The 24,859-nt window shown below is 59.9% G+C and carries 17 protein-coding genes; 9 read left to right on the top strand and 8 right to left on the bottom strand.

Annotated elements, in window-relative coordinates:
• Positions 1–83 precede the first annotated feature (83 nt).
• The 7 genes from fdnG to glgB all read left to right on the top strand — a co-directional run bounded on the left by fdnG (position 84) and on the right by glgB (position 13,749).
• The gene (fdnG, locus tag AAGW23_RS17775; RefSeq protein ID WP_342407714.1) at positions 84–3,158 is read left to right on the top strand and encodes a formate dehydrogenase-N subunit alpha; all 3,075 of its coding nucleotides are present in this window, start codon (positions 84–86) and stop codon (positions 3,156–3,158) included.
• A complete protein-coding gene (gene fdxH / locus AAGW23_RS17770; RefSeq protein WP_342407661.1) occupies positions 3,158–4,093 on the top strand; it encodes a formate dehydrogenase subunit beta in 936 nt (311 codons plus the stop codon). The genes fdnG and fdxH overlap by 1 nt, the downstream gene beginning before the upstream one ends.
• Positions 4,090–4,782, top strand: coding sequence for a formate dehydrogenase subunit gamma (locus AAGW23_RS17765; RefSeq protein ID WP_342407660.1), 693 nt, complete (start codon positions 4,090–4,092; stop codon positions 4,780–4,782). The genes fdxH and AAGW23_RS17765 overlap by 4 nt, the downstream gene beginning before the upstream one ends.
• A gap of 45 nt (positions 4,783–4,827) precedes the next feature.
• On the top strand, positions 4,828–5,721 hold the full coding sequence (fdhE, locus tag AAGW23_RS17760; RefSeq protein ID WP_342407713.1) for a formate dehydrogenase accessory protein FdhE: 894 nt from the start codon (positions 4,828–4,830) through the stop codon (positions 5,719–5,721).
• Positions 5,722–6,055: 334 nt separating this feature from the next.
• Positions 6,056–8,068 (top strand): alpha-1,4-glucan--maltose-1-phosphate maltosyltransferase, encoded by a 2,013-nt coding sequence (locus tag AAGW23_RS17755; protein ID WP_342407659.1) that lies wholly within the window; start codon positions 6,056–6,058, stop codon positions 8,066–8,068.
• Between the two features lie 144 nt (positions 8,069–8,212).
• Positions 8,213–11,536 carry a maltose alpha-D-glucosyltransferase gene (gene treS / locus AAGW23_RS17750; RefSeq protein WP_342407658.1) on the top strand — a complete coding sequence of 1,108 codons (3,324 nt, stop codon included), beginning with the start codon at positions 8,213–8,215 and terminating at the stop codon, positions 11,534–11,536.
• A complete protein-coding gene (gene glgB / locus AAGW23_RS17745; protein ID WP_342407657.1) occupies positions 11,533–13,749 on the top strand; it encodes a 1,4-alpha-glucan branching protein GlgB in 2,217 nt (738 codons plus the stop codon). The genes treS and glgB overlap by 4 nt, the downstream gene beginning before the upstream one ends.
• 130 nt (positions 13,750–13,879) lie before the next feature.
• Here the strand turns inward: glgB and AAGW23_RS17740 are convergent, their stop codons facing one another.
• The 6 genes from AAGW23_RS17740 to AAGW23_RS17715 form a co-directional block, all read right to left on the bottom strand.
• Positions 13,880–14,899 (bottom strand): lysylphosphatidylglycerol synthase domain-containing protein, encoded by a 1,020-nt coding sequence (locus AAGW23_RS17740; RefSeq protein ID WP_342407656.1) that lies wholly within the window; start codon positions 14,897–14,899, stop codon positions 13,880–13,882.
• On the bottom strand, positions 14,896–16,131 hold the full coding sequence (gene clsB, locus AAGW23_RS17735) for a cardiolipin synthase ClsB (protein ID WP_342407655.1): 1,236 nt from the start codon (positions 16,129–16,131) through the stop codon (positions 14,896–14,898). The genes AAGW23_RS17740 and clsB overlap by 4 nt, the downstream gene beginning before the upstream one ends.
• Positions 16,128–16,931 carry an endonuclease/exonuclease/phosphatase family protein gene (locus AAGW23_RS17730; RefSeq protein WP_200636811.1) on the bottom strand — a complete coding sequence of 268 codons (804 nt, stop codon included), beginning with the start codon at positions 16,929–16,931 and terminating at the stop codon, positions 16,128–16,130. The genes clsB and AAGW23_RS17730 overlap by 4 nt, the downstream gene beginning before the upstream one ends.
• On the bottom strand, positions 16,928–17,845 hold the full coding sequence (locus AAGW23_RS17725; RefSeq protein ID WP_342407654.1) for a DUF72 domain-containing protein: 918 nt from the start codon (positions 17,843–17,845) through the stop codon (positions 16,928–16,930). The genes AAGW23_RS17730 and AAGW23_RS17725 overlap by 4 nt, the downstream gene beginning before the upstream one ends.
• Before the next feature lie 16 nt (positions 17,846–17,861).
• On the bottom strand, positions 17,862–19,127 hold the full coding sequence (locus AAGW23_RS17720) for a zinc-dependent alcohol dehydrogenase (RefSeq protein WP_342407653.1): 1,266 nt from the start codon (positions 19,125–19,127) through the stop codon (positions 17,862–17,864).
• Positions 19,128–19,431: 304 nt separating this feature from the next.
• Positions 19,432–20,352, bottom strand: a complete 921-nt coding sequence (locus AAGW23_RS17715) for a LysR family transcriptional regulator (protein ID WP_342407652.1) — start codon at positions 20,350–20,352, stop codon at positions 19,432–19,434.
• Positions 20,353–20,456: 104 nt separating this feature from the next.
• Between AAGW23_RS17715 and AAGW23_RS17710 the strand changes: the two genes are divergently transcribed.
• Positions 20,457–21,272, top strand: a complete 816-nt coding sequence (locus AAGW23_RS17710) for a class III extradiol ring-cleavage dioxygenase (protein ID WP_342407651.1) — start codon at positions 20,457–20,459, stop codon at positions 21,270–21,272.
• 32 nt (positions 21,273–21,304) lie between these two features.
• Positions 21,305–21,586 (top strand): DUF2218 domain-containing protein, encoded by a 282-nt coding sequence (locus AAGW23_RS17705; protein ID WP_342407650.1) that lies wholly within the window; start codon positions 21,305–21,307, stop codon positions 21,584–21,586.
• Between the two features lie 13 nt (positions 21,587–21,599).
• Here the strand turns inward: AAGW23_RS17705 and AAGW23_RS17700 are convergent, their stop codons facing one another.
• On the bottom strand, positions 21,600–22,454 hold the full coding sequence (locus AAGW23_RS17700) for a M23 family metallopeptidase (protein ID WP_342407649.1): 855 nt from the start codon (positions 22,452–22,454) through the stop codon (positions 21,600–21,602).
• A 238-nt stretch (positions 22,455–22,692) separates the two neighbouring features.
• Positions 22,693–24,843: a glycogen debranching protein GlgX gene (glgX, locus tag AAGW23_RS17695; RefSeq protein ID WP_200636801.1), complete on the bottom strand. Its 2,151-nt coding sequence runs from the start codon at positions 24,841–24,843 to the stop codon at positions 22,693–22,695.
• Between the last annotated feature and the right edge of the window lie 16 nt (positions 24,844–24,859).

Below are 24,859 nucleotides of genomic sequence, written 5' to 3'. Positions count from 1 at the left end.
TCCTTTGGAGGAACCATTCCAGAGCGGTCCAGTCGACCTGTTAGATGGACAGACACAATAAGTAACAGGAGATACCGATGACCGTGCGAGTATCCCGGCGACAGTTCCTGAAGTTCGGTGCGGCTGGTGTAGGCGCCTCGAGCATGGCCATGATGGGATTTGCGCCTGATGAAGCCTTCGCGTCGATACGTCACTTCAAGCTGACCGGCGCAAAAATGACCCGCAATATCTGCACCTACTGCTCGGTAGGCTGCGGCATGCTGCTTTACTCCCGTGGCGATGGCGCGATCAACGTGATCGATGAGATCTACCACGTCGAAGGCGATCCGGATCACCCGGTCAGCCGCGGTTCGCTGTGCCCACGCGGCGCAGGTGTACTCGACTTCATCAAGAGCGAATCGAGGGTCAAATACCCCGAGGTCCGTGAGCCTTACACCAATGAGTGGAAGCGCATCAGCTGGGATGAAGCCTTCGCGCGTATCTCCCGGCACATGAAAGAAGACCGCGACCGGAATTTCGAGACGCATGACGAGCAGGGCCGGCTGGTCAACCGCTGGATGACCACATCGATGGTAGCGGCTTCGGCCTGTACCAACGAGACGGCCTATCTCACGCAGAAGATCACCCGAGCGCTCGGCATCCTCAAAATAGACAACCAGGCGCGCGTTTGACACGGACCAACGGTGGCAGGTCTTGCCCCAACATTTGGTCGCGGTGCCATGACGAATCACTGGACCGACATTGCCAACGCCAATGTCATCTTGTCGATGGGCGGCAATTCGGCTGAAGCGCATCCGGTGGGCTTCCGCTGGGTCATGCATGCCAAACAGCGCAGCAATGCTGTCCTTATTTCGATTGACCCACGCTTCAACCGCACCACGGCGGTGGCGGACTATCACGCCTGGCTTCGTACTGGCACGGATATCGTGTTCCTTGGTGGTTTCATCAACTATCTGATCGAAACCGAGCGCTATGCCCATGAGTACGTGCGCGAGTACACCGACGCCAGCCTGATCGTGGCCGAAGGGTTTGGCTTCGAGGAAGGGTTGTTCACCGGTTATAACCCAGCTGATCGTACCTACGACCGGAAAACCTGGAATTTCGAGCTGGACGAGAACGGCTTTGCCCGGACCGACCCCACACTGCAGCATCCACGTTGTGTCCTGCAATTGATGCGTCAGCATTACAGCCGCTACAGCGTCGATCAGGTCGAAAACATCTGCGGCATACCCAAGGCCAAGGTGCTTGAGCTCTGGGACCTGATGGCGACCACTTCAGCGCCCGACAAGACCATGACCATCCTCTATGCCCTGGGCTGGACACAGCACACCATCGGCTCGCAGATCATCCGCTGCGGGGCCATGGTGCAGCTGCTGCTGGGCAACATGGGAATGCCGGGCGGCGGCGTGAATGCGCTGCGGGGGCATTCGAACATTCAGGGGCTTACGGACATTGGGTTGCTGTCCAACCTGCTCCCCGGCTACATGAATCTGCCGTCGGTGAACCTGCAGTCCTACGAGGACTACATGAAGACCCGCATCAAGCTGCCGCTGCTCGAAGGCGAAGTCTCCTACTGGAAGTTCTATGAGCGGTTCTTCGTCAGTTTGATGAAGGATTGGTACGGCGATGTGGCAACCAAGGAAAACAATTGGTGCTACGACTGGCTGCCAAAACTGTCTGAACCCATCTATGACGTGCTGTACGCCATCAACGACATGACGCTCGGCAAGATGACCGGCGCATTCTGTCAGGGCTTTAACATTCTGGCGGCGTTCCCGAACAAGGCGAAGGTCATGGACGGTCTGTCGAAGCTTAAATACCTGGTGATCATGGACCCGCTCACCGTAGAGACCGGCGAGTTCTGGAAAAACTTCGGCGAATACCACGATGTCGACCCGACACAGATCCCCACCGAGGTGTTCCGGTTGCCGACCACTTGCTTTGCGGAGGATGACGGCTCCATCACCAACAGTGCGCGCTGGTTGCAATGGCATGAGCGGGCTGTACCTGGCCCAGGCGAAGCCATGACCGATACCGAAATTCTCGGTGAGCTCATGTTGCGCCTGAAGCTCATGTACCAGGAGGAAGGTGGTGCCTTCCCCGATCCGATCCTGAATCTGAGTTGGAACTACAAGGTGCCGCAGTATCCCAAAGCGTCCGAACTGGCCATGGAGTACAACGGTCGCGCATTGGCGGACATTACCGATGACAGCGGCAAGGTCATTCGGCGCAAAGGCGAGCAGTTACAGGATTTCAGTGAGCTGCGCGCGGACGGATCGACCGCCTGTGGTTGCTGGATCTATTCCGGCGCCTGGACCGAACAGGGCAACATGATGGCCCGTCGCGACAATTCGGACCCCTACAACACCGGTAATACCCTGGGTTGGGCCTGGGCCTGGCCGATGAATCGGCGGCTGCTCTACAACCGCGCTTCGGCGCGCCCCGACGGTACGCCATGGGCACCGAACAAGGCGTTCATCTGGTGGAACGGCGAGCGCTGGACAGGCGCGGATGTGCCCGACTTCCCTGTGACTTCGCCGCCCTCACAAGGGGTGGGTCCGTTTATCGTCACCCAGACCGGACGTGGGCATCTCTTCGCCAGCGAATGGTTGAACGAAGGGCCTTTCCCTGAGCATTACGAGCCCATGGAGACGCCGATCGACCGCAATCCGCTGAGCCCGGACAACCCCTTGGCGTTGCATAACCCCATCGCCCGGGTGTTCGAGCAGGACCGCGACTCGTTCGGTTCGAACACGGAATTCCCCTATGCGGCGACGACCTATCGCCTGACCGAGCACTTCCATTACTGGACCACCCATGCGCGGCTCAATGCGATCGCTCAGCCAGAGAAGTTCATTGAAATCAGTGAGGTGCTCGCCGGCGAACTGGGCATTGCGGCCGGCGATCGGGTCAAGGTCAGCTCCAAACGCGGCTATATCACCGCCGTGGCGGTGGTCACCAAGCGGTTGGTGCCGCTGCAGATCGACGGTCGCACCGTGCATCAGATCGGCATCCCGATCCACTGGGGGTTCAAGGGTGTGGCGAAGAAGGCGCATCTGACCAACACCCTGACTCCGTTCGTGGGCGACGGTAATACGCAGACGCCAGAGTTCAAGTCGTTCCTGGTGAACGTGGAAAAAGTCGGAGGGCTCCTCTGATGAGAGGCGACCAGATCAATCTGCAGAACATCATCGCGCGTTCGGCGACGACCACGCCTTCGCCACAGGTACGCCATGGGGGTGTGGAGAAGGTCACCAAATTGATCGACGTATCGGTCTGCATTGGCTGCAAGGCCTGTCAGGTGGCCTGCTCGGAGTGGAACGACCTGCGCGACGAGGTTGGCGAGTGCGACGGTACCTATAACAACCCTCAGGACCTTTCGCCGGAGTCATTCGAAGTCATGCGCTTCTCGGAATACGAGGACGAGCAGGGCAACCTCGAATGGCTGATCCGCAAGGACAACTGCATGCATTGCGCCGAGCCGGGCTGTCTCAAGGCCTGCCCGTCACCCGGCGCCATCGTGCAGTACGCCAACGGCATCGTCGATTTCAATTCCGAGCACTGTATTGGCTGTGGTTATTGCGTGGCGGGTTGCCCGTTCGACATTCCGCGAATCTCGAAAAAGGACAACAAGGCGTACAAGTGCACCCTGTGTTCGGATCGGGTCTACAACGGTCTGGAGCCGGCCTGCGTCAAGAGCTGCCCGACCTCGGCCATCATGTTCGGCACCAAGGAAGACATGCTCGACTACGGCGCTCACCGGGTCGCGGACCTGCAGGGGCGTGGTTACGAAAACGCCGGAATCTACGATCCGCCAGGCGTTGGCGGCACTCACGTGGTCTATGTGCTGCAGCACAACGACAGGCCGGAGCTTTACAGCGGGTTGCCTCGTGATCCCCATATCGCGCCCACGGTCGAACTGTGGAAAGGGGTGACCAAGCCGATCATGTCGGTGGCGCTGGGCATGTCCGTGCTGGCGGGCTTCTTCCATTACGTGATGAAGGGGCCGAAAGAGGAGCCGGAAGACGATCCTGAGCCGGATAAAGCCAGTGATGCCCGTGAAATCGACAAGCGCGGGGAGGACCGGCTATGAGCCACTCGAATGTCAAACACGGCATCCTGCGTTATAGTTGGTGGACGCGGGTGAATCACTGGCTCATCGCGATCAGCTTCGTGCTGCTCGTGCTGAGCGGGTTGGCGTTGTTCTACCCGTTCTTCTTCGGCCTGACCGCGCTGTTCGGCGGGCCTGAGCCGACGCGCATCGTGCACCCGTACATCGGCGTGTTCATGTCGTTGTTCTTCGTCATCCAGGCGGTGCGCTTTTTTGGCGACAACCTGATACGTCGTCACGATGTGCAATGGATGAAGCAGGTCCGCGACGTGCTGGCCAACCGCGACGAGCGGCTGCCGCCGGTAGGCAAGAACAACGCCGGGCAGAAGCTGGTGTACTGGATCTTCCTCGCCACTGTGCCGGTGCTGCTGATCACCGGCATCGTTCTCTGGCGCCCATGGATCGCCGATGACATGCCGGTCTGGGCGCTGCGCTGGGCGGTCACCATCCATGCTTACACCGCCTTCATTGCCATCATCACACTGGTGATCCATATCTACTCGGCGATCTGGGTGAAGGGGTCTATACGCGCGATGACGCAGGGACGTGTAAGCCACGCCTGGGCGCGTCACCACCACGGTCTCTGGTATGACGAGGTACGCCGCAAGGGAGGGCATGAGGATCCGGGCGGTCTGTCGCCCAACCGGGACGTACCTTCGAAACGAACGTAAGGAGCTGCAGTGAACCACTCTTTTGGAAGTGCGCCATCGGGAATCATGGAGGCGCCAAATGTGGTGTTGCCGAACGCCAAAGTGTTCAGCAAGCGTGCAACGCGGCTGCGGGAACTCGTCCAGCAGGTTCCACCGCTGGATGAGTTTCTCGCCTTCATGGCGCGCTTGGTGCAAGCCCAGCACCAGGTACTGATTGAGCGTGAACCAGGTTGGCGTCCGGCTGAGGACGCATTCGATCAAGCGTTGAAGCATGGGCTGCCGCCACTCGGCTTTCAGGCCTTGAAGCGTGACGTGCCCTGGCATGAAGACCTCTTGTCGATGCTTGATGCGATGGAGCTTCACGTAGGCGAGATTCAACGACCGTTGCTCAAGAGACTCCGGGAATCCTCGCGTGAGCAGCTCGATGCGTTGGCGGACGACGTTCTCGAGGCCCGACCCGGTGATGAAACAAGCCGGCCGTTGCTGCCACTGGTCGCCGCCGCCCTGCAGATCAGTTGGATGAGGCTGGCGATGGCGTTGCCTCGGCCCCCCGAAAAACCCGTGGGCGAAGCGAAAGGGGTGTGCCCGTGCTGCGGTTCCCCACCGGTCGCCAGCGTCATTCACAACGAACGTAACCGCGCAGGCGTGCGTTATCTGCATTGCTCGCTGTGCGCTACTGAGTGGCATTTGGAGCGACTCAAGTGCAGTGTCTGTGACAGCGGTGCGAAGCTGCTGTACGTGACGTTGGATAACGAGCAAGGCAAGCCGGCTATGCCGGTTCAGGCGGAGTCGTGCGGCGAATGTCACAGCTATCTCAAGGTCATGTTGCGCGAGGAGCACGGGCGCGCTGACCCGGTGGCAGACGACATTGCCAGCCTTGCGCTCGATATGCTGCTGGCCGAGCAGGGCGAATACGACCGTAGCGGCTACAACCCGTTGCTGATCGTCGGTGGTGACTAGCGCACCGGGCTATGCCTCAGACGTGCACCTATGGGAGCAGCAGGCACATCAAATGCGCATCGGGCCGCCCGCAAACCGGCTCCTGTTGGAGCAACGCATCCACGCGCCGGACCTTCTGTCCGGCGTTTGCCTGAAAACAATCACAGCGCTGGCCGTGACAAGTGGTAGCGGCCTTCTTGCTGAACTTTTCAGGCCTCCTCTGGTTCGGAAAGAACAGAGCCCGAGAAAGCCCGCGTGAAGGTTTTCCGCCGGTATAGCCAGTCCCGCTCGATTGCCAATCCCGAGCGGGGAGGTTTTGCCGTTTCGCTGTCATTTCGCTTAGGAGCCCCGTTCGATGACCGATGCAAAGCCCCATCCGGTGATTCACCCCCGACTAGAACAGGCCTTGCGGATGCCGCGTATTGCCATTGAATCGACCCAACCCGTCCTGGAAGGGGGGCGATTCGCCGCAAAGGCAACCATTGGGCACCCGATCAACGTCACGAGCAAGATCTTCTCCGATGGGCACGATCAGCTCGCTGCAACCATCTGCTGGCGGACCAAGGATGAAACCACTTGGCGCCGCGCACGGCTCAAGTTGATCGGCAACGACAGTTGGGAGGGGCAGTTCACCCCAACCCAGGTTGCATCACATGAGTTCATGATCGAAGCCTGGTGGGATGTCTACGAGACCTACCGTTACGAGCTTTCGAAGAAGCACACTGCAGGCGTTCCGGTGCAGCTCGAGCTGGAAGAAGGACGACTGCTGCTCGAACGCGCCAGCCAGCGCGCGCAGGGCGAAACCAAGGCCATCCTGGAGGATCTGCTGCACCGCCTGAGCGCGGCGCATCTGGACGACGAGCGCGTGTCGGTGATGCTGGCCAGTGAAACCGCCGCGGCCATGGCGGATGCAGACCCACGTGAGCATTGCAGCCAGAGCGATGTCTACCCGGTGGAGGTTGAGCGACCGCTTGCACTGTTTGCCAGCTGGTACGAGTTGTTCCCCCGCTCCGAAACCGATGACCCGAACCGTCACGGCACCTTCCATGACGTGCACAAGCGTTTGCCGTCGATCCGCGACATGGGCTTCGACGTCCTGTATTTCACGCCGATTCACCCCATCGGCCGACAGCACCGCAAAGGCCCGAACAACACTCTGCATGCCGGCCCGGATGATCCAGGCAGCCCGTATGCAATCGGCAGCGAAGCCGGCGGGCACGATGCTGTACACCCTGAGCTGGGTACGCTCGACGATTTCCGCGCCTTGGTCGCCGCTGCTCAGGAGCACGGTCTGGAAATCGCACTCGACTTTGCGATTCAGTGTTCCCAGGATCACCCTTGGCTCAGCGAGCATCCGGGCTGGTTCTCCTGGCGACCCGACGGGACCATCCGCTATGCAGAGAACCCGCCGAAGAAATACCAGGACATCGTCAACGTCGATTTCTATGCCGAAGACGCCATGCCCGATCTGTGGATCGCCCTGCGCGATGTGATCTGGCACTGGGTGGAGCAGGGCGTGAAGATCTTCCGCGTCGATAACCCTCACACCAAGCCGCTGCCGTTCTGGGAGTGGATGATTGCCGATATCCGCGAGCGCGACCCGGACGTGATGTTCCTGTCCGAGGCCTTCACCAAGCCGGCGATGATGGCTCGGCTGGGCAAGGTCGGCTTCAACCAGAGCTACACCTACTTCACCTGGCGTAACAACAAGGCGGAGCTCAGCGAATACCTCACCGAGCTCAACGAGCATCCGCTTCGCGATTGCTACCGGCCTAACTTCTTCGTCAACACGCCGGACATCAACCCGTTCTTCTTGCACGACTCCGGGCGCGCTGGGTTCCTGATTCGCGCGGCGCTGGCGACCATGGGTTCCGGGCTGTGGGGTATGTACTCGGGGTTTGAACTGTGTGAGTCGGCGGCGATTCCGGGCAAGGAGGAGTACCTGGATTCCGAGAAGTATCAGATTCGCGTTCGGGACTATCACGCACCGGGCAACATCGTGGCCGAGATTGCGCAGCTCAACCGAATTCGCCGGCAAAACCCGGCCCTGCAGACCCATCTGGGATTCAAGGCTTATACGGCCTATAACGACAACATCTTCTTTTTTGGCAAGCGTACGCCGGATCTCAAGAATTTCATTCTTATTGCCGTCAGCCTCGATCCGCATAACGCGCAGGAAGCGCATTTCGAGCTGCCGCTGTGGGAGATGGGGCTCCCGGACGATGGCGAGACGCGAGGCGAAGATTTGATGAACGGGCATCGCTGGACCTGGTACGGCAAGACTCAGTTTATGCGGATTGAGCCCTGGCACTTGCCCTTCGGCATTTGGCGCATCAGTTCGGATGCCATGGATCCTGACTTAAAGTGATTTATTAAGAGGGGTATGAAAAAGCTATTTATCAGTTGTTTATAAACATTAGCTCATCTCGTTTATAGACTAGCTGGCTTACTTTTCCGCCTCTGCTGGCCATTTGTGTGGGTCAGTCAGGAGGCAGATGAAAGGAACGAGACCATGGCCAGAGCGCGCAAACCTGCTGCCTTTATCAAGGACCCTCTTTGGTACAAGGATGCGGTGGTCTATCAGGTCCACCTGAAGTCCTTTTTCGATTCAAACAACGACGGTGTAGGCGACTTTCAGGGGTTGATCGACAAGCTCGATTACATCGCCGACCTCGGCGTGAACACCATCTGGCTACTGCCGTTCTATCCCTCGCCGCGTCGTGACGATGGTTACGACATTGCCGAGTACCGCGGTGTGCATCCGGATTACGGCACGATGGCCGATGCCCGCCGTTTTATCGCTGAGGCGCATAAGCGCGGATTGCGGGTCATCACCGAACTGGTCATCAACCACACCTCCGACCAACACCCCTGGTTTCAGCGTGCGCGCAAGGCCAAGAAGGGATCAGCCGCACGCGATTTCTACGTGTGGTCCGACACTGACGAGAAGTATGACGGCACGCGAATCATCTTCCTCGATACCGAGGCGTCGAACTGGACCTGGGACCCGGTGGCACAGCAGTACTTCTGGCACCGTTTCTATTCTCACCAGCCGGACCTCAACTTCGACAACCCGCAGGTGATGAAGGCCGTTCTCAGTGTCATGCGCTACTGGCTGGACCTGGGCATCGACGGACTGCGTCTGGACGCGATTCCCTACCTGGTAGAGCGCGACGGCACCAACAACGAGAACCTGCCCGAAACCCATGTGGTGCTGAAGAAAATCCGCGCCGAGATCGACGCCAACTACCCCGACCGCATGCTGCTGGCCGAAGCCAATCAATGGCCGGAAGACACGCAGCTGTACTTCGGCGGCGAGGACGGCGGGCTCGGTGACGAATGCCACATGGCGTTCCATTTCCCGTTAATGCCGCGCATGTACATGGCGCTCGCTCAGGAAGACCGTTTCCCGATTACCGACATTCTCCGGCAAACACCGGACATTCCCGAGAACTGCCAGTGGGCGATCTTCCTACGCAACCATGACGAGCTGACGCTGGAAATGGTGACCGACAAGGAGCGTGACTACCTCTGGAATTACTACGCCTCGGACAAGCGCGCGCGAATCAACCTCGGTATCCGACGTCGCCTGGCGCCACTGCTGGAACGGGACCGCCGTAGGATCGAGCTGCTCAACAGCCTGTTGCTTTCGATGCCCGGTACGCCGGTGATCTATTACGGCGATGAGATCGGCATGGGCGACAACATTTTCCTCGGTGACCGCGACGGTGTGCGCACGCCGATGCAATGGTCGGTCGACCGCAACGGCGGTTTTTCCCGCGCCGACCCGCCCAGCCTGGTGCTGCCGCCGATCATGGACCCGCTCTACGGTTATCAGGCGATCAACGTCGAGGCTCAGCAGCGTGACCCGCATTCACTGCTCAATTGGACGCGACGGCTGCTTTCGATCCGCAAGCAGTTCAAGGCATTCGGCCGTGGCACCCTGAAAATGCTGGCGCCGAGCAACCGACGCATTCTTGCTTATATCCGCGAGTTCACGACGGCAACCGGCGAGACGGAGGTGATTTTCTGCGTCGCCAACGTGTCGCGCTCGGCACAGGCCGCAGAACTGGAGCTGTCGCATTACGCCGGCATGGTGCCGGTGGAAATGGTGGGCGGCAGTGCCTTCCCGCCGATTGGCCAACTGCCGTACCTGCTGACTTTACCCCCCTACGGCTTCTACTGGTTCCAGCTGGCAACCAGTCACCAGATGCCGAGCTGGCACCAAGAACCGGTGGAAACCATGCCTGATTTTCAAACGTTGGTGCTCAAGCGCCTGGATACGCTCAATGCGGCCAACAAACGGATTCTGGAAACCGAATCGCTGCCGGCGTACCTGCCGAAGCGTCGCTGGTTCGCCAGCAAGGATGCGACGATCAATTCGATCAAGATCTGCTACAGCGTGCCGTTCGGCGACCCGCAACGCCCCGTGCTCCTGAGTGAGATCGCGGTCGATGCAGGCGGACGTAGCGATCGCTATCAGTTGCCATTGGGCTTCCTCGATGAAGGTGACTTCGATATTGCGCTGCCCCAACAACTGGCAATGGCGCGGGTTCGTCGCGGGCCACAAGTGGGGCTCCTGACCGATGCCTTCGCGCTCAAGCAGTTCGTACTCGGCGTCATTCAGGGGTTGCGCGAGGAGCAGGTGCTGCCGTGCGGCGAAGGCGAAATACGTTTTCAGCCCATGGCGCAGCTCGCTGAAATCGAATTACCAGCAGAGGCGGAAGTGCGCTACCTGACTGCCGAACAATCCAACAGCTCGGCGATCATTGGCAGCTGCATGATGATCAAGGTCTTGCGCCGCGTCTCGGCAGGGATGCACCCGGAACTGGAGATGGGCAGCTTCCTGACCGAACAGGGCTTCACCCATATCTCTGCGATGCTGGGACAGGTGAGCCGCTTCGATAAGAACGGTGAGCAATATGCCTTGATGGTTGTGCAGCGCTTCCTCGACAACCAAGGCGACGCCTGGGAGTGGACGCTGAACACCTTGGATAGGGCTGTGCGCGACCAGATCGCTGGCGGCGTTTCGCTGCATGAAAACCAGTTCAGTGCACTGGAAGAGCTGGAAGCATTCAACCGGCTGCTGGGTCAACGCTTGGGCGAGATGCACATGACCTTGGCGGTCCAGACTGAGAACCAGGCCTTTGCTGCCGAGCCGACCACGGCTTCGGATGCAAAAGAATGGACGCAGATGATCTCAGGGCAGGTCGAACACGCGCTTGATCTGCTGCAGGCTCGCCGTGGCGATCTGGATCGTAAAACTACCGCTCAGGTTGATCAGCTTCTTGACCAACGCAAGCAGCTGCTTGCTGAGGTCAAGCGGCTGGCCAACCGCACGCTGGGTGGTCTGCGGACGCGTGTTCACGGTGACCTGCACCTTGGCCAGATTCTGGTTGCGCAGGGTGATGCCTACTTCATCGACTTCGAGGGCGAGCCCGCGCGCTCGCTCGAGGAGCGGCGTAGCAAGCTGAGCCCGTTCAAGGACGTGGCCGGTGTTCTGCGCTCTTTTGAGTACGCCACCGCCATGACGCTGCGCAATGCCCAGGCGAGCGACAGCTCGGATGTTGCCGACCAGGCTCGCCGCAACATTTCCGACACCTATCAACACAGCGCACGTGCGGTTTTCCTGGAAGCTTATCGCGAGGCAACGGCCGAGTTGCCCCACGCCTGGAAGGACTCGGCCGGTGCTGATGCGGCGCTGGCCCTGTTCAGTCTGGAAAAGACCGCGTATGAAGTGGCTTATGAAGCAGAGAACCGCCCGGCTTGGCTGACCGTCCCGCTTCAGGGATTGGCGACGCTGGCACAACAGATTTCCGATGGAGGTTCCCAATGAATGATCGTCCGGCCGTGACAATGCCCGGTGAAAACCTGCTACCAACCGATGCTGATGTCGATGCGCTGGTGCGCGCCGAACATGGCAACCCGTTTTCCATTCTTGGCCCGCACCCGGACGGTGATGGGCTGGTCGTACGCGCTTACTTGCCTAATGCGTTGGGCGTCGAAGTGCTCGAACGCAGCGGGGGAAGGGTGCTGGCGGCCATGGAGCAAGGCCAGGTGCCGGGCTTTTTCTTCACCCGGTTGACCAATCAACAGCCGTATCTGTTGAAGATCCGCTGGGCGGGTGGCGAACAAGTCACCGAAGACCCTTTCAGCTTTGGTCCCCAGCTCGGCGAAATGGACATGTACCTGTTTTCCGAGGGCAACCATCGGGAAATCGGCCGCGTGTTCGGCGCTCAGCCCATGGAGGTCGATGGCGTTCAAGGTGTTCGGTTCGCAGTGTGGGCGCCTAACGCTCGCCGCGTATCGGTCGTTGGCAGCTTCAACGGTTGGGACGGGCGTCGGCACCCCATGCGCTTGCGCTTTCCGTCAGGCGTGTGGGAGATCTTCATCCCGCGGTTGCAGCCGGGCGAGGCCTACAAATACGAGATTCTCGGCCCGCACGGCATCCTGCCACTGAAGGCCGATCCGATTGCGCTGGCTACCGAACTGCCGCCAGGCACTGCATCGGTAGTCTCGCACCCGCTCGAATACGAATGGAAAGACGAGGCCTGGCTGGATCAGCGAGCAAAGCAACAGTCGGTGAAAGCACCGATGAGCATTTACGAGTTGCACGCCGGTTCCTGGCGTCGCGACGGCGGCGACGACGGTCGCTTGTACGACTGGCATGAACTGGCCGAGCGGCTGATTCCCTATGTGGTCGATCTGGGTTTCACCCATATCGAGCTGATGCCCATCATGGAGCACCCCTTCGGTGGCTCTTGGGGTTACCAGCTGCTGTCCCAGTTCGCGCCCAGTGCGCGTTATGGATCGGCGCACGACTTCGCAGCCTTCATCGATGCCTGCCACGCAGCCGGTATCGGTGTGATTCTCGATTGGGTTCCAGCCCACTTCCCGACAGACGCTCATGGTTTGGGCGAGTTCGATGGCACTGCGCTATACGAATACGCGCACCCGTTCGAGGGTTTCCATCAGGACTGGGATACCTACATCTACAACCTGGGGCGTACCGAGGTGCATGGCTTCATGCTTGCCTCGGCACTGCACTGGCTACGCGAATTCCACGTCGACGCACTGCGAGTGGATGCAGTGGCTTCGATGCTTTATCGCGACTACTCGCGCAAGGAGGGTGAGTGGATTCCCAACCGTCATGGCGGCCGGGAGAATCTGGAAGCCATCGACTTCCTGCGTCATCTGAATGATGTCGTGGCGACGGAAACCCCTGGTGCGCTGGTCATTGCTGAGGAGTCCACTGCATTCCCCGGCGTGAGCAAGCCAACGTCCGAGGACGGGCTCGGCTTTGCCTACAAGTGGAACATGGGCTGGATGCACGACACGCTTCAGTACATCGAGGAAGACCCGATCAACCGGCAGTACCACCATGACAAGTTCACCTTCGGCATGGTCTACGCCTACTCGGAACACTTCGTCCTGCCGATTTCCCACGATGAGGTGGTGCACGGTAAAGGCTCGTTGATCGAAAAGATGCCAGGCGACCGCTGGCAGAAATTCGCCAACCTGCGGGCTTATCTTTCGTTCATGTGGACGCACCCCGGCAAGAAGCTACTGTTCATGGGCTGCGAGTTCGGCCAGTGGCGTGAATGGAACCATGACCGCGAGCTGGATTGGCACCTGCTGGAAGAGCCCGACCACCGCGGCGCGCAGAATCTGGTGCGCGATCTCAATCATCTGTACAGCAAAGAACCTGCGCTGCATGAGCTCGACTCCGATCCTGCCGGCTTTCAATGGTTGATTGGTGATGATCGTGCCAACAGCGTGTTTGCCTGGCTGCGCATGGATTCCAACAGGAACCCATTGTTGATCGTGGGTAATTACACGCCGGTCGTTCGCGAGAACTATCGCATTGGCGTGCCAGTCGACAGTCGCTGGGAGGAAATCTTCAACAGTGACGCCGAGTGCTATGGCGGCTCCAACGTGGGTAATGGCGGCGGCATATTGGCCGAGCAGATTCCTGCTCATGGTCAGGACGTGTCACTGGCGCTGACCCTGCCGCCGCTGGGTGTGATCATCCTTCGACCCCAGGTGTAACGGCTGGAGACCGGCGCCTGATGCCAGACGCCGGTACAAAAAAGCCGGAGCGATGATCGCTCCGGCTTTTTTGTTTATAACGCTTGCCGTGGCCTAGGAAAGGGCAAACTCGCGATCATTATCAACACTATCAAGTCGCTGTAGACGGGTGCTCCTCTTGCGGGTCTTCGTCAGTTTGCGCCTGGCCACGAGAACGCAGCTTCTTGGCTCGTAGTTCCAGCGCCACGTAAACCATCGTGGCGAACAACAGTGGGATTAGAAAGTAGACCACTCGATAGCCAATCAACCCCGCAACGATGCTCGCCTGGCTGAGTTCGCCGCCGGCCAGCATTGTCACGAACACCGCTTCAATTACCCCAAGCCCGGCCGGGATATGGGCAATCACGCCGGCAACGCTGCTGATCATCAGAATGCCCAACACGATGGGATAGGGCGTCTGTTGCGACAGCATGAAATAGACCACCAGCGCCATCAGTGCCCAGTTGCTCGCACCGAGCAGCATCTGGACCACAGCCAGACGCAGGCTCGGCAAATAGATCTCGTGCTTGCGGATCGTCCAGTGGCGACGTTTGGAGAAGCCGCATGCCCAGAGATAGACCGCCGAGACCAGCAGCAGCCCAGCGCCCAGTACACGCAATGCGGTATGACCTATTTCCCAGTCAGCGGGCGGCGTGATCCAACCCAGGGAAAAGATCAGCCCCGCCAGCCACAAATAGCCGAGCCAATTGGTCAGCACGCTCATGGTGAACACCCGAGTGATCTGCGAGGTACGCAGGCCAAACCTCGAGTAGAGCCGATAGCGCAGCGCGATCCCACCGACCCAGGCGCTCAGGTTGAGATTGAAGGCGTAGCAGACAAAGGTCACCGGGAGGATTTGCCGGATTGGCATGTCGTGCTGGGCATAGCGTTTGCCGAGTACGTCAAAACAACAGTACACCGCATAACTCACCGCGGTGGCTGCGCCGGCCAGCCACAGGGTCTTGGCGCTGTAGCTACGCAGTGTCTGGTAGACCTCGCTCCAGTTGACGTTGCGCGCCAAACCGATCAACAGCCCGGCGACCAGGATGAAGAAGCAGTAGGTCAGGATCCGCTTGATCAGCGGCCATCGGCGGCGCCAGCCGCTCTGTGGCTGGTGGTGTCGCTCTGTCATTGCTGTTCTCGCTGCAAGGGGGCGGGGCTGGGCTCCAGTGGCGCCGGGTCGAGCAGCTGCAACCTTGGTTTATGGGCCGGCAACAGGCCCACCCACTGAGGGAAGTGACGCAAAAAGTGGAAAATGATGAAAGCTAATGGTGCTCGCCACCAGTAGCCACGGATGATGCGCTCCAACGGAATGCGGCGGCAGTCCTGTTGCAGCAGTCGGTCCAGGTTCTCGTGCAATTGGCGGTTGAAGGTGTGATCACGAATGATCAGGTTCGCCTCGAGATTGAGCGACAGGCTCAGGGGATCGAGATTGCTCGAGCCCACTGTGGACCACTCGTAGTCGGCCAACGCTACTTTGCCATGCAATGGCCGGCGGCAGTATTCGTGGATCTCTACGCCGTCTCTCATCAGGTAGTTGTACAGCATTCGCGCGCCGAACTTCGCAATCGGCATGTCCGGTTCGCCCTGCAGAATCAACCGGACCCTGACGCCCCGCCGTGCGGCGTTGCGGATTTCCCGCAGCACTCGGTAACCGGGGAAGAAATAGGCGTTGGCGATCAGCAGCCGCGAGCGGGCATCGCGGATCGCCTGCAGATAATGCTGCTCGATGTCGTTGCTGTGGTCGTTGTTGTCGCGGGTCACGAACAGAGCGCGGGCTTCTCCTCGGCTGACGCCGACAAAACCGTTGCTTTGAGTCCGTTGTCGCCGATGCCACCAGCGTCGGTGCGTCGAAGTGGCCGTGATGTTCGCGAGTGAAAAGCGGTGGATATCGTGTACGACCGGGCCTTCTACCCGAAGCGCGTAATCCTGTTTGGCTGCTGGGCCGAAATCGCCTAGATGGTCAGCCGAAAAGTTGATGCCTCCGATGAAAGCCAGATCGCCATCCACGACGACAATCTTGCGGTGCATTCGGCGGAATACGTTCAGACGCTTGCCCAACACCCGCTTGCCCGGATCGAATACGTGGACGCGTACACCGGCCCGCGCCATCGCCGCAGCAAAATCGCCATCCAGGTCAGCCGAGCCATAACCGTCTACGGTCACGTCCACGCTCACGCCGCGCTCTGCTGCCGCGATCAGTGTCTGTTGCAGCTCCTGCCCAACCTTGTCTTTGAAAAAGATGAAGGTTTCCAACAGGACTTCCTTTTCCGCGGCCGCAATGGCCTCGAACACAGCGGGAAAGAATTCCTCGCCGTTTTCCAGCAACTGAAGACGATTCCCGTCTCTCCAGTGAAAATTCATAGGTGTATCTCCACCGCCAAGGGCAGATGATCGGACAAGTGTGTCCAGGGTTTGTTACCCAATATTCTCGGTTTGTGACTCGTGGCATTTCGCACATAGATCCGGTCCAGCCGCAGCATCGGCCAGCGCGCCGGGAAGGTTTTCGCCACCTTGCCCTGTGCTACCGCGAAAACCTCGTGCATACCGGCACAGCGATCCAGCACCTGAGCACCTTTGAGTCGCCAGTCGTTGAAGTCCCCGGCGACCACCACCGGGGCATCGGCTGGCAGCGAATCAAGAAGGTCGCAGAGCAGGCGCAATTGCTGCTGACGATGAGCTTCGCGCAAGCCCAGGTGCACGCAGATAGCGTGGAACTCGTCATGCCCCGGTACCTGCAGCACGCTGTGCAACAGGCCGCGACGCTCAGGGCCAGCAATGGAAATGTCGAGGTTCTCGTAGCGCGTGATGGGGAATTTAGAGAGCAGGGCATTGCCGTGGTCGCCGTCAGGGTAGACGGCGTTGCGGCCATAGGCGAAATCGGTCCAGATGCTGTCAGCCAGGAACTCGTACTGCGACATCTTGGGCCAGTCATGAAAGCGCAAGGCATGCTTTTCATGAGTGCCGAGGACTTCCTGCAAAAACACGATATCGGCCGATACCGCCCTGACTGCCTCGCGCAGCTCCGGAAGGATGAAACGCCGGTTGAGCGCGGTGAAGCCTTTATGTGTGTTCACGGTCAGCAGGCGGACCGTGCTGACGGCCGTGGACATATGCGCGTCGAGGTCGCGGCTGTCGAGGGGGTGGGTCTTGTCCAGATTCACGCCAATGCTCCTTCCAACTGGCCTGGAGTGGTTTCCAGGTCTTTATCCAGTCCGAGCCGGCGCAACAGCTGTCGCGCGTCATAGGGCGCCCGGACCTTTACATCGTTATCGAAATAGCAATAAACGGCGCGATGCTTGCGCGCCGGAGGCTTGATGGAGCTGATCAGATGAGCGTCGTCAGGCTGGCCGCCATTGTTCCAGCGGGTGATGCGCTGGGCCCAGTTATCCAGCGCCTCATCGGTGTAGCCGCTGGTGTAGAGCTGTTCGGCCCCGTGAAGGCGGATGTAGACGAAATCACTGGTGAGATCCTCTCGGTATGGCCACTTGCCGGCCGTGTCGGCTACAACCAGTGCAACCTTGTATTTGCGCAAAAGCGCTACGAACGCCGGATCGACAAAGCTCTCGTTACGTATTTCGACCGCATGGCGAAGGGAGCGTTTGCGGTCAATCTGCAGATAACTGTGCCCCTCCATGCGTGGTTCACAGCCTTTTGCCATTTCCAACGCCGCAGCCGTGTCATGCGGCAGCAAACTGAGGAAGGTTTCGAAACGCTCGGGGTCGAATTTGAACGAAGGCGGGAACTGCCACAGCATCGGACCGAGCTTGTCCTTGAGCGCAAGAACACCGGAGGCAAGAAAGTTGGCAATGGGCTTCTCGACGTCCCGAAGGCGCAGCACATGGGTGATGTAGCGGGGCGCCTTGACGCTGAAAACGAAGCCCTTGGGTGTCTCGTCATACCAGCCGGCGTAGAGCTCTGGCTTCTGCAGCGAGTAGAACGAGCCGTTGATCTCGATGCTGCTCACGGCGCGCGAGGCGAACTTCAGCTCGTTCTTTTGGACGAGACCCTTGGGATAGAAGTCGCCTCGCCAGGGTGCGTAGCGCCAGCCGGAAATGCCTATATGGATGGCTGCCATCGCTTGCTCCTGTGGCCTAACGGGGGTTCTGCATGCTGGTTGGGTCGCTGGCTGGGAAGGTGTCGGCCACCGCTTCGTCGACCAGCGTTTCTTCCGAGCCGTGCACGTTCGAGCCCTCTCGTTGAGGCTTCAGCTCGACCTTGATCCAACCGCCTTCGCGCCGATCGAACGCCTCGAATGCTGCGATGACATCGCTCATCGGCTTGACCTGGGTAAGAATCTTCGTCGGGTCGATGCGCCGCGCCTGGATCATCTCGATCAGCCGGGGAATGTATTTGCGGTGGTGGCAGTTACCCATGTTCATGGTGATGTTCTTGTTCATCGCCATGCCGATGGGGAAGGTCGTGGCATCCGGCGGGTAGACGCCAATGATCGACAAGGTGCCGGCCTTGGCCAGACACTGCACGCCCCATTCGAGCGCCTGTGAGGGGGCATCGCCCGGTTGCCACTTGGCGTTCTGATCGGCATTGGCGCCGTCGGCAGGTTTGCCGCCGCAGCAACCGTGTTCCGCATCGACGCCCACGGCATCAATCACGCGGTCGACGCCAATCCCGCCGGTCAAACGCTTGAGCGTTTCGATCGGGTCCTCTCGATTGAAATCGATGATCTCCGCCCCCTGACGCTGGGCCATGCGCAGCCGGTCGTCGTATTGGTCGATGGCAAAGATGCGCCCGGCACCCAGCAGTTTGGCGCTGGCAATGGCGAACTGGCCAACCGGACCGCAACCGAACACGGCTACCGTGTCGCCGGCTTCGATCTCGGCCATCTCCGCGCCGAAATAGCCGGTCGGGAAAATGTCCGAGAGCAGGATTGCCTGGTCATCGCTAATTTCCGGCGGCAGCTTCACCAGCCCGATATTGGCGAAGGGAATGCGTGCCTTTTCGGCTTGCAGTCCATTGAACGGGCCTGTGGCCGCAGGGCCGCCGTAGAACGCCGTGCCGGCTTCCTTACCGTTTGGATTGGCTACGTCGCACTGGGCGAAATAGCCCGAGCGGCAGTACGAGCAATTGCCGCAAGCGATGGTCGAGGGAATCACCACGCGGTCGCCGATCTGCAGGTTGCGCACGTCCTCGCCGAGCTCTTCAACGATGCCGACAGCCTCATGGCCAAGAATGGTGCCGGGTTTCATGCCGCTGAAGGTGCCGCGCACGAAGTGCAGATCCGTCCCGCAGATGGCAGAGGCGGTGATGCGCACAATGGCGTCGGTCGGGGCTTCGATCTTGGGATCGGGCACGTCTTCGAGGCGTATGTCGCCGACACCGTGATAGACAACAGCTTTCATGGGCGTCTCCATAAACGGTCCAATCGCGCCTGGCCGGGCTTCGATTGGTCTGAATGAATGATGGGTGACATCCAGCAGATCAGCCGGGCTGGAGCAGCTGGGCTGAAGAATCCTTGGGCATGCGCCTGCCTGTGCGGGCGGCGCGATCCACAGCACGCTGCTTACGCAATCTGCTCCCTTCATTCGGACTGACGGCGGCTTGCCCGGTTCATCTTTTTTTCCGCTGCAGCGCAGCCGGGACCGCTCAGTATCGGGAGTTACCGCTTGTTGAAAGCGCGGTGCCGAGGTGAAAGGCACCGCGGGGTCAACGAAACGGGCGCTCCCATGGCAGCTCGCCCGCGAACGCTTCGACCAGATAGTCGATCATGGCGCGTACTTTCGCGGGCGGACGGCGATCTGGCGGGTAGACGACATGGATCCCGCCGAGGCCCAGCGGCGGCTGATCGAGTTCGATGATTTCCAGCTCACCTCGGCTGAGGGCCGCCGCTACGATGAACTGAGGCTGATAGATCAGCCCTTGGTCACCCACGGCGGCCGCGACCAGCGCTGCGCCGTTGTTAGCCACCAAGTTGCCCTGAATCGGTACGCGGAATTCACCCTCAAGACCGAATGCCCATTCTCGACCGCCCAGCAGGTTCGACAGGCTGTAACCCAAGCAATTGTGGTGCGACAGATCGCTTACCCGTTTTGGCACGCCATGCCGAGCCAGATAGCCGGGCGAGGCGCAGACCTGCATCCGGCAGTCAGTCAGGCGCCTGGCCTGCAACGGACTGTCGGTCAGCCGGCCAATTCGCACGGCCATGTCCCAGCTCCCATCGATCAGGTCGACCTGGCTGTCGGTGAGCCCCAGTTCGACTTTGACCGCTGGGTGGCGCTGACTGAAGTCCGGCATCAATGGCGCGATGAAACGGGTACCGAACGACAGAGGCACGTTCATGCGCAGCAGGCCTGAGGCCTCGACCCGCTGTGAGGCGACGCTGGCCTCGGCTTCGTCGATTTCCGGGAGGATCCGCAGGCACGCCTCGAGGTAACTGTTGCCTGCGGCCGTGAGACTTAGCCGACGGGTGCTGCGGTGGAACAGCTTGACCCCAAGGCGTGCTTCCAGCGCATCCACATGCTTGGTTGCCATGGCCGGTGACAAGCCCAGATGACGCGCAGCGGCAGACAGGCTGCCAGCACTGGCTGCACGGGTGAACACTCGCATTCCTGTGATTCGGTCGAGCATTACAGCTCCTACTCTCAGTTGAAACTGTTGATCTAGATTGCCTTGTTCAGCTCAAAACAACCGTAATCCATACTGTGCGTCCGCCCCCTCAGGATCAAGATGCCATGCAGAACCACGCCAATATGAGGATGCCCACGCTGTTCGTGCCGCACGGTGCCGGACCGTGTTTCTTCATGGACTGGAACCCTGCCGATGCATGGGATGAGATGGCTGCTTTTCTGAAATCTGTCGCCGCAACGTTGCCGCAGCGCCCCCGTGCGATCGTGCTGATTTCCGGGCATTGGCTGGAGCCCCGCGTCATGGTTACGGCGAATGCACGACCTGAACTCATCTACGACTACAACGGTTTTCCCGCGCACACCTATGCCTTGGAATACCCGGCACCAGGCGATCCAACGTTGGCGGCACGGCTGGTCGAGTTGCTTGGTGAGGCTGGCATTGCAGCGGGCGAGGACGGGCAGCGCGGCTACGACCACGGCACCTTCATTCCACTGAAGCTGATGTTTGCCGAGGCAGACGTGCCGGTTGTGCAGTTGTCACTGCAACGCGATCTGGACGCTGATGCCCACCTCGCTATCGGTCGCGCCATCGCCCCGCTGCGCGGCGAAGGCGTGTTGATCGTCGGCAGTGGCATGAGCTTTCACAACATGCGGGGCTATGGCGATCCGCGTTTCGCGCCAATATCGGATGCGTTCGATCACTGGTTGAGCGCTGCCGTCAGCGCGCCGCCCCGTGATCGTGAAGCGCTGCTGGAACGTTGGGAGCAGGCGCCTTCAGCGCGGCTCTGCCATCCGCCCCGTGGCGAAGAGCACCTATTGCCGCTGATGGTGGCGGCTGGCGCTGCGGCGGACGGGGCGGGACGCAAGGTATTCACCGATCGCGTCATGCATACGACGCTGTCGGCCTACCGGTTTGACTGATCCATCAGTCCATTTAGCAGAGAGGTCTCTTCATGCACAAATCTACCGTACAGATCCAGACATCCGATCCCAGCCGCCTGATCCGTAGGCTCTGCAAACACTGGAGGCACAAGTTCGAGGTGGATTTCGATGACCGACATGGCCATATCGACTCGGGCGACACTCAGTGCTCGCTGACGGCCGGAGAAAGCAGCCTGACCGCGACCTTGCAGACCACGAACGATGAACAGCTGGCGCGGATGGAAGCCGTTGTGGCTGACCACCTGCAGCGCATGTCAGCCGACGAGACGTTCAATTTTGTCTGGCAGCGCTGAGGTGCTGTCGCGATCAGTTGTTGCTGGCGAAGTTAGGCAGCGTGCTGACCGGTTGTGAAAAGCGGAAAGGAATCGACAGCATCGAGTCGCCATAAGCTTTTTGCACGACGAAATGCAGGTGTGGGCCGGTGCTACGGCCGGTATTGCCGGACTGGCCAAGCAGACTGCCGACTTTTACCTGTTGCCCCGACTTGACCTTCACTGAGCCGCGCTTCAGGTGCAGGTATGCGCTATGCGTGCCGTCGTCGTGCAGGATTCGCACGTAGTTGCCGGCCGGGTTGGGCATCCGCCCGTGCTGCCCATCATGAGCCTTCAACACCGTTCCCGCACGCGCCGCCACGATGGGGGTGCCCTGCGGCATGGCGATATCAACCGCATAACGGCCCTTGGGCGACGTGTGGCTGTAGTCCCCGCCTGCGCCCTGCGAAATGGAGAACGGGCCGCCTTTCCAGGGCAGGGCATAGGCATAACCGCCAACGGAACCCTTTTTGCCCGGCTCAGGTGAGTAGATCAGCGAGTAGCTGAACGAATGCTGGTACATCAGCGGATAGCCGGGCTGGCGTTTGCGCAATGTGGCGACGCGCATACGGGTCCGTGCTGGCACTGTCTTGCGGACTACGCCTTTGCCAACGCCAGTGACGTTGACCATGTGCGTCAGGCGCAACACGACTTCGACCGGAACGTCGGTGTCGTTGCGAACGTCCATCGCTTTGCCCGAGCCGATGCGGTTGACGAACAGTTTTACGGTGCCCGGTTTGGTGGCGGGCAACGTCGCATTACTGATGGTGCCGCCGGCATGTGAGGGCAGGGCAACGATGGAGCAGAAGGTCAGCAGAACGGAGGAAATGATCAGCCGAATGAGATGCATAAAGAAGTGGTCCGTCACGGAAGGGACACTCTGCCCGCGACTGGCAGGAACAAATCCGTAGGTTCATGAACGCCGCGCTGTGGGTTGGGACTGGAGTCGCTTGGCGGGGTTCACTACCGCACGTCGAGTTCAAACGAACGGTTGAGTAATGGCGCGGTTGTTCTGCCTCAGAGACAAAAAAGCCCCGGAAACCGGGGCCTTGAAAGCAATAGTGGTCAGGTCGGTGCCTGCTCGCCCGTTATTCCTCTTCCTTGATCAGTTCGAACAGCAACAGCGAACGGCCGGTGAGGGCGTACTCGTTGTTGAAGTCGAAACGCTCGGACCGGGCGTTGGGGTTGTTGGTATCAATCAGGCGGTTCCAGTAGATGCCTTGAGGCACCTCGGGTAGCGTGAAATTGACCACGTCGTGATGGGAGTTGACGATCAGCAGCAGGGTAGCGTCCGAGCCGGCCTTGCGGATACCGGTGGGCTGCGCACGCCCATCCAACAGCATGCCCATGCACCGGTTGTTGCCATCTTCCCAGTGCTCGATGGTCATTTCTTCGCCATGTGGCGCCAGCCAGGTGACGTCCTTGATGTCCAGTTCTTCGTTATAGGCACCGACGAGGAAACGTCCGCGACGCAGCATCGGATAGCGTTGACGCAGCCGGATCAGCTTGCGCACGAAGGCCTGCAGCGTGCGGCCATCCTCGGAAATATCCCAGTTGACCCAGCCGATTTCACTGTCCTGGCAATACGCGTTGTTATTGCCGTTCTGGGTGCGCGCGAACTCGTCACCGGCCACGATCATCGGCGTGCCCTGGGAGAACAGCAGCGTGCCGAAGAAGTTACGCATCTGACGGAAGCGCAACTCGTTGATCTCCGGATCGTCAGTCGGGCCTTCCGTGCCATGGTTCCAGGAGATGTTGTTGCTGCTGCCGTCACGGTTGTCTTCGTCATTGGCCTCGTTGTGCTTGTCGTTGTACGACACCAGGTCATTCAGGGTGAAGCCGTCATGCGCGGTGATGAAGTTCACCGAACTGAATGGGCGGCGGCCACGCTGATTGAACAGGTCCCCAGAACCGGTCAGGCGCGCTGCAAAGTCCGGCAGCTGATCCTCGTCGCCTTTCCAGAACGCGCGCACGGTGTCGCGATACTGGTCGTTCCACTCGGCCCAGCCCGGCGGGAAGCCACCGACCTGATAACCGCCGGGGCCACAGTCCCAGGGCTCGGCGATAAGTTTGGTTTTTGCCAGCACCGGGTCCTGACGGCAGGCGACCAGGAACCCGTGGCGTTCGTCATAACCGTCGTGCTCGCGGCCGAGGATGGTCGCCAGATCGAAGCGGAAGCCATCGACATGCATCTCTTCGGCCCAGTAGCGCAGGGAGTCAGTCACCATTTGCAGGACACAGGGGTGACTCATGTCCAACGTGTTGCCGGTGCCTGAATCGTTGATGTAGTAGCGCTTCTGGTCGGGCATCAGCCGGTAGTACGAGGCATTGTCGATGCCGCGCATGGAAAGCGTTGGGCCCAGCTCGTTGCCCTCGGCGGTGTGGTTGTAGACCACGTCGAGAATGACCTCGAGATCCGCGTTGTGAAGGTGGGCGACCATTTCCTTGAATTCGCTGATCTTGCCGCTCGCCAAATATTTCGGGTGCGGTGCGAAGAAGGCGATGCTGTTGTAACCCCAATAGTTGCTCATCCCTTTTTCGAGCAGATGCTGATCCTGCACGAAACCGTGGATCGGCAGAAACTCGATGGATGAAACACCGAGCTTGCGCACGTAGTCGATCACTTCCGGCGTTTTGAAACCGCCAAAGGTGCCGCGCATGTCCTCGGGAACAGCCGGGTGCTGCATTGTGAAACCCCGCACGTGGGTTTCGTAGATGATCGTGCGATCCCAGGGTACCTGTACCGGGCGGTCATGCCCCCATGTGAAAGCAGGGTCGATGATCTTGGACTTCGGTACGAAGGGCGCACTGTCGCGTTCGTCATAGCTCAGGTCCGCATCGGCATGGCCAATGGTGTAGCCAAACAGCGCCTCGGACCATTTCAGCCCACCGACCAGTTGCTTGGCATAGGGGTCGATCAGCAACTTATTCGGGTTGAAGCGGTGTCCGGCATCCGGCGCATACGGGCCATGCACGCGGTAGCCATAGATCTGCCCTGGATGGGCATCGGGCAGATAACCGTGCCAGATTTCGTCGGTGTATTCCGGCAGCTCGATGCGCTCGAGCTCGGTTTCGCCATCGGCATCGAACAGGCACAGCTCAACCTTTGTGGCATTCGCGGAAAAGATCGCGAAGTTGACCCCTAATCCGTCCCAGGTGGCGCCAAGCGGGAAGGGCTGTCCCTCGCGAATACGCGAAGGCACCAGAATTTGAGGCGCCGCAGGTTTTTTTCTACTCATGAAATCTCCGATGGCT

The organism is Stutzerimonas chloritidismutans (assembly GCF_038562055.1).
Taxonomy (GTDB): domain Bacteria; phylum Pseudomonadota; class Gammaproteobacteria; order Pseudomonadales; family Pseudomonadaceae; genus Stutzerimonas; species Stutzerimonas chloritidismutans_A.
Note: the sequence above shows the minus strand (reverse complement) of the source record. Positions and strands in the feature narration are given on the sequence as shown.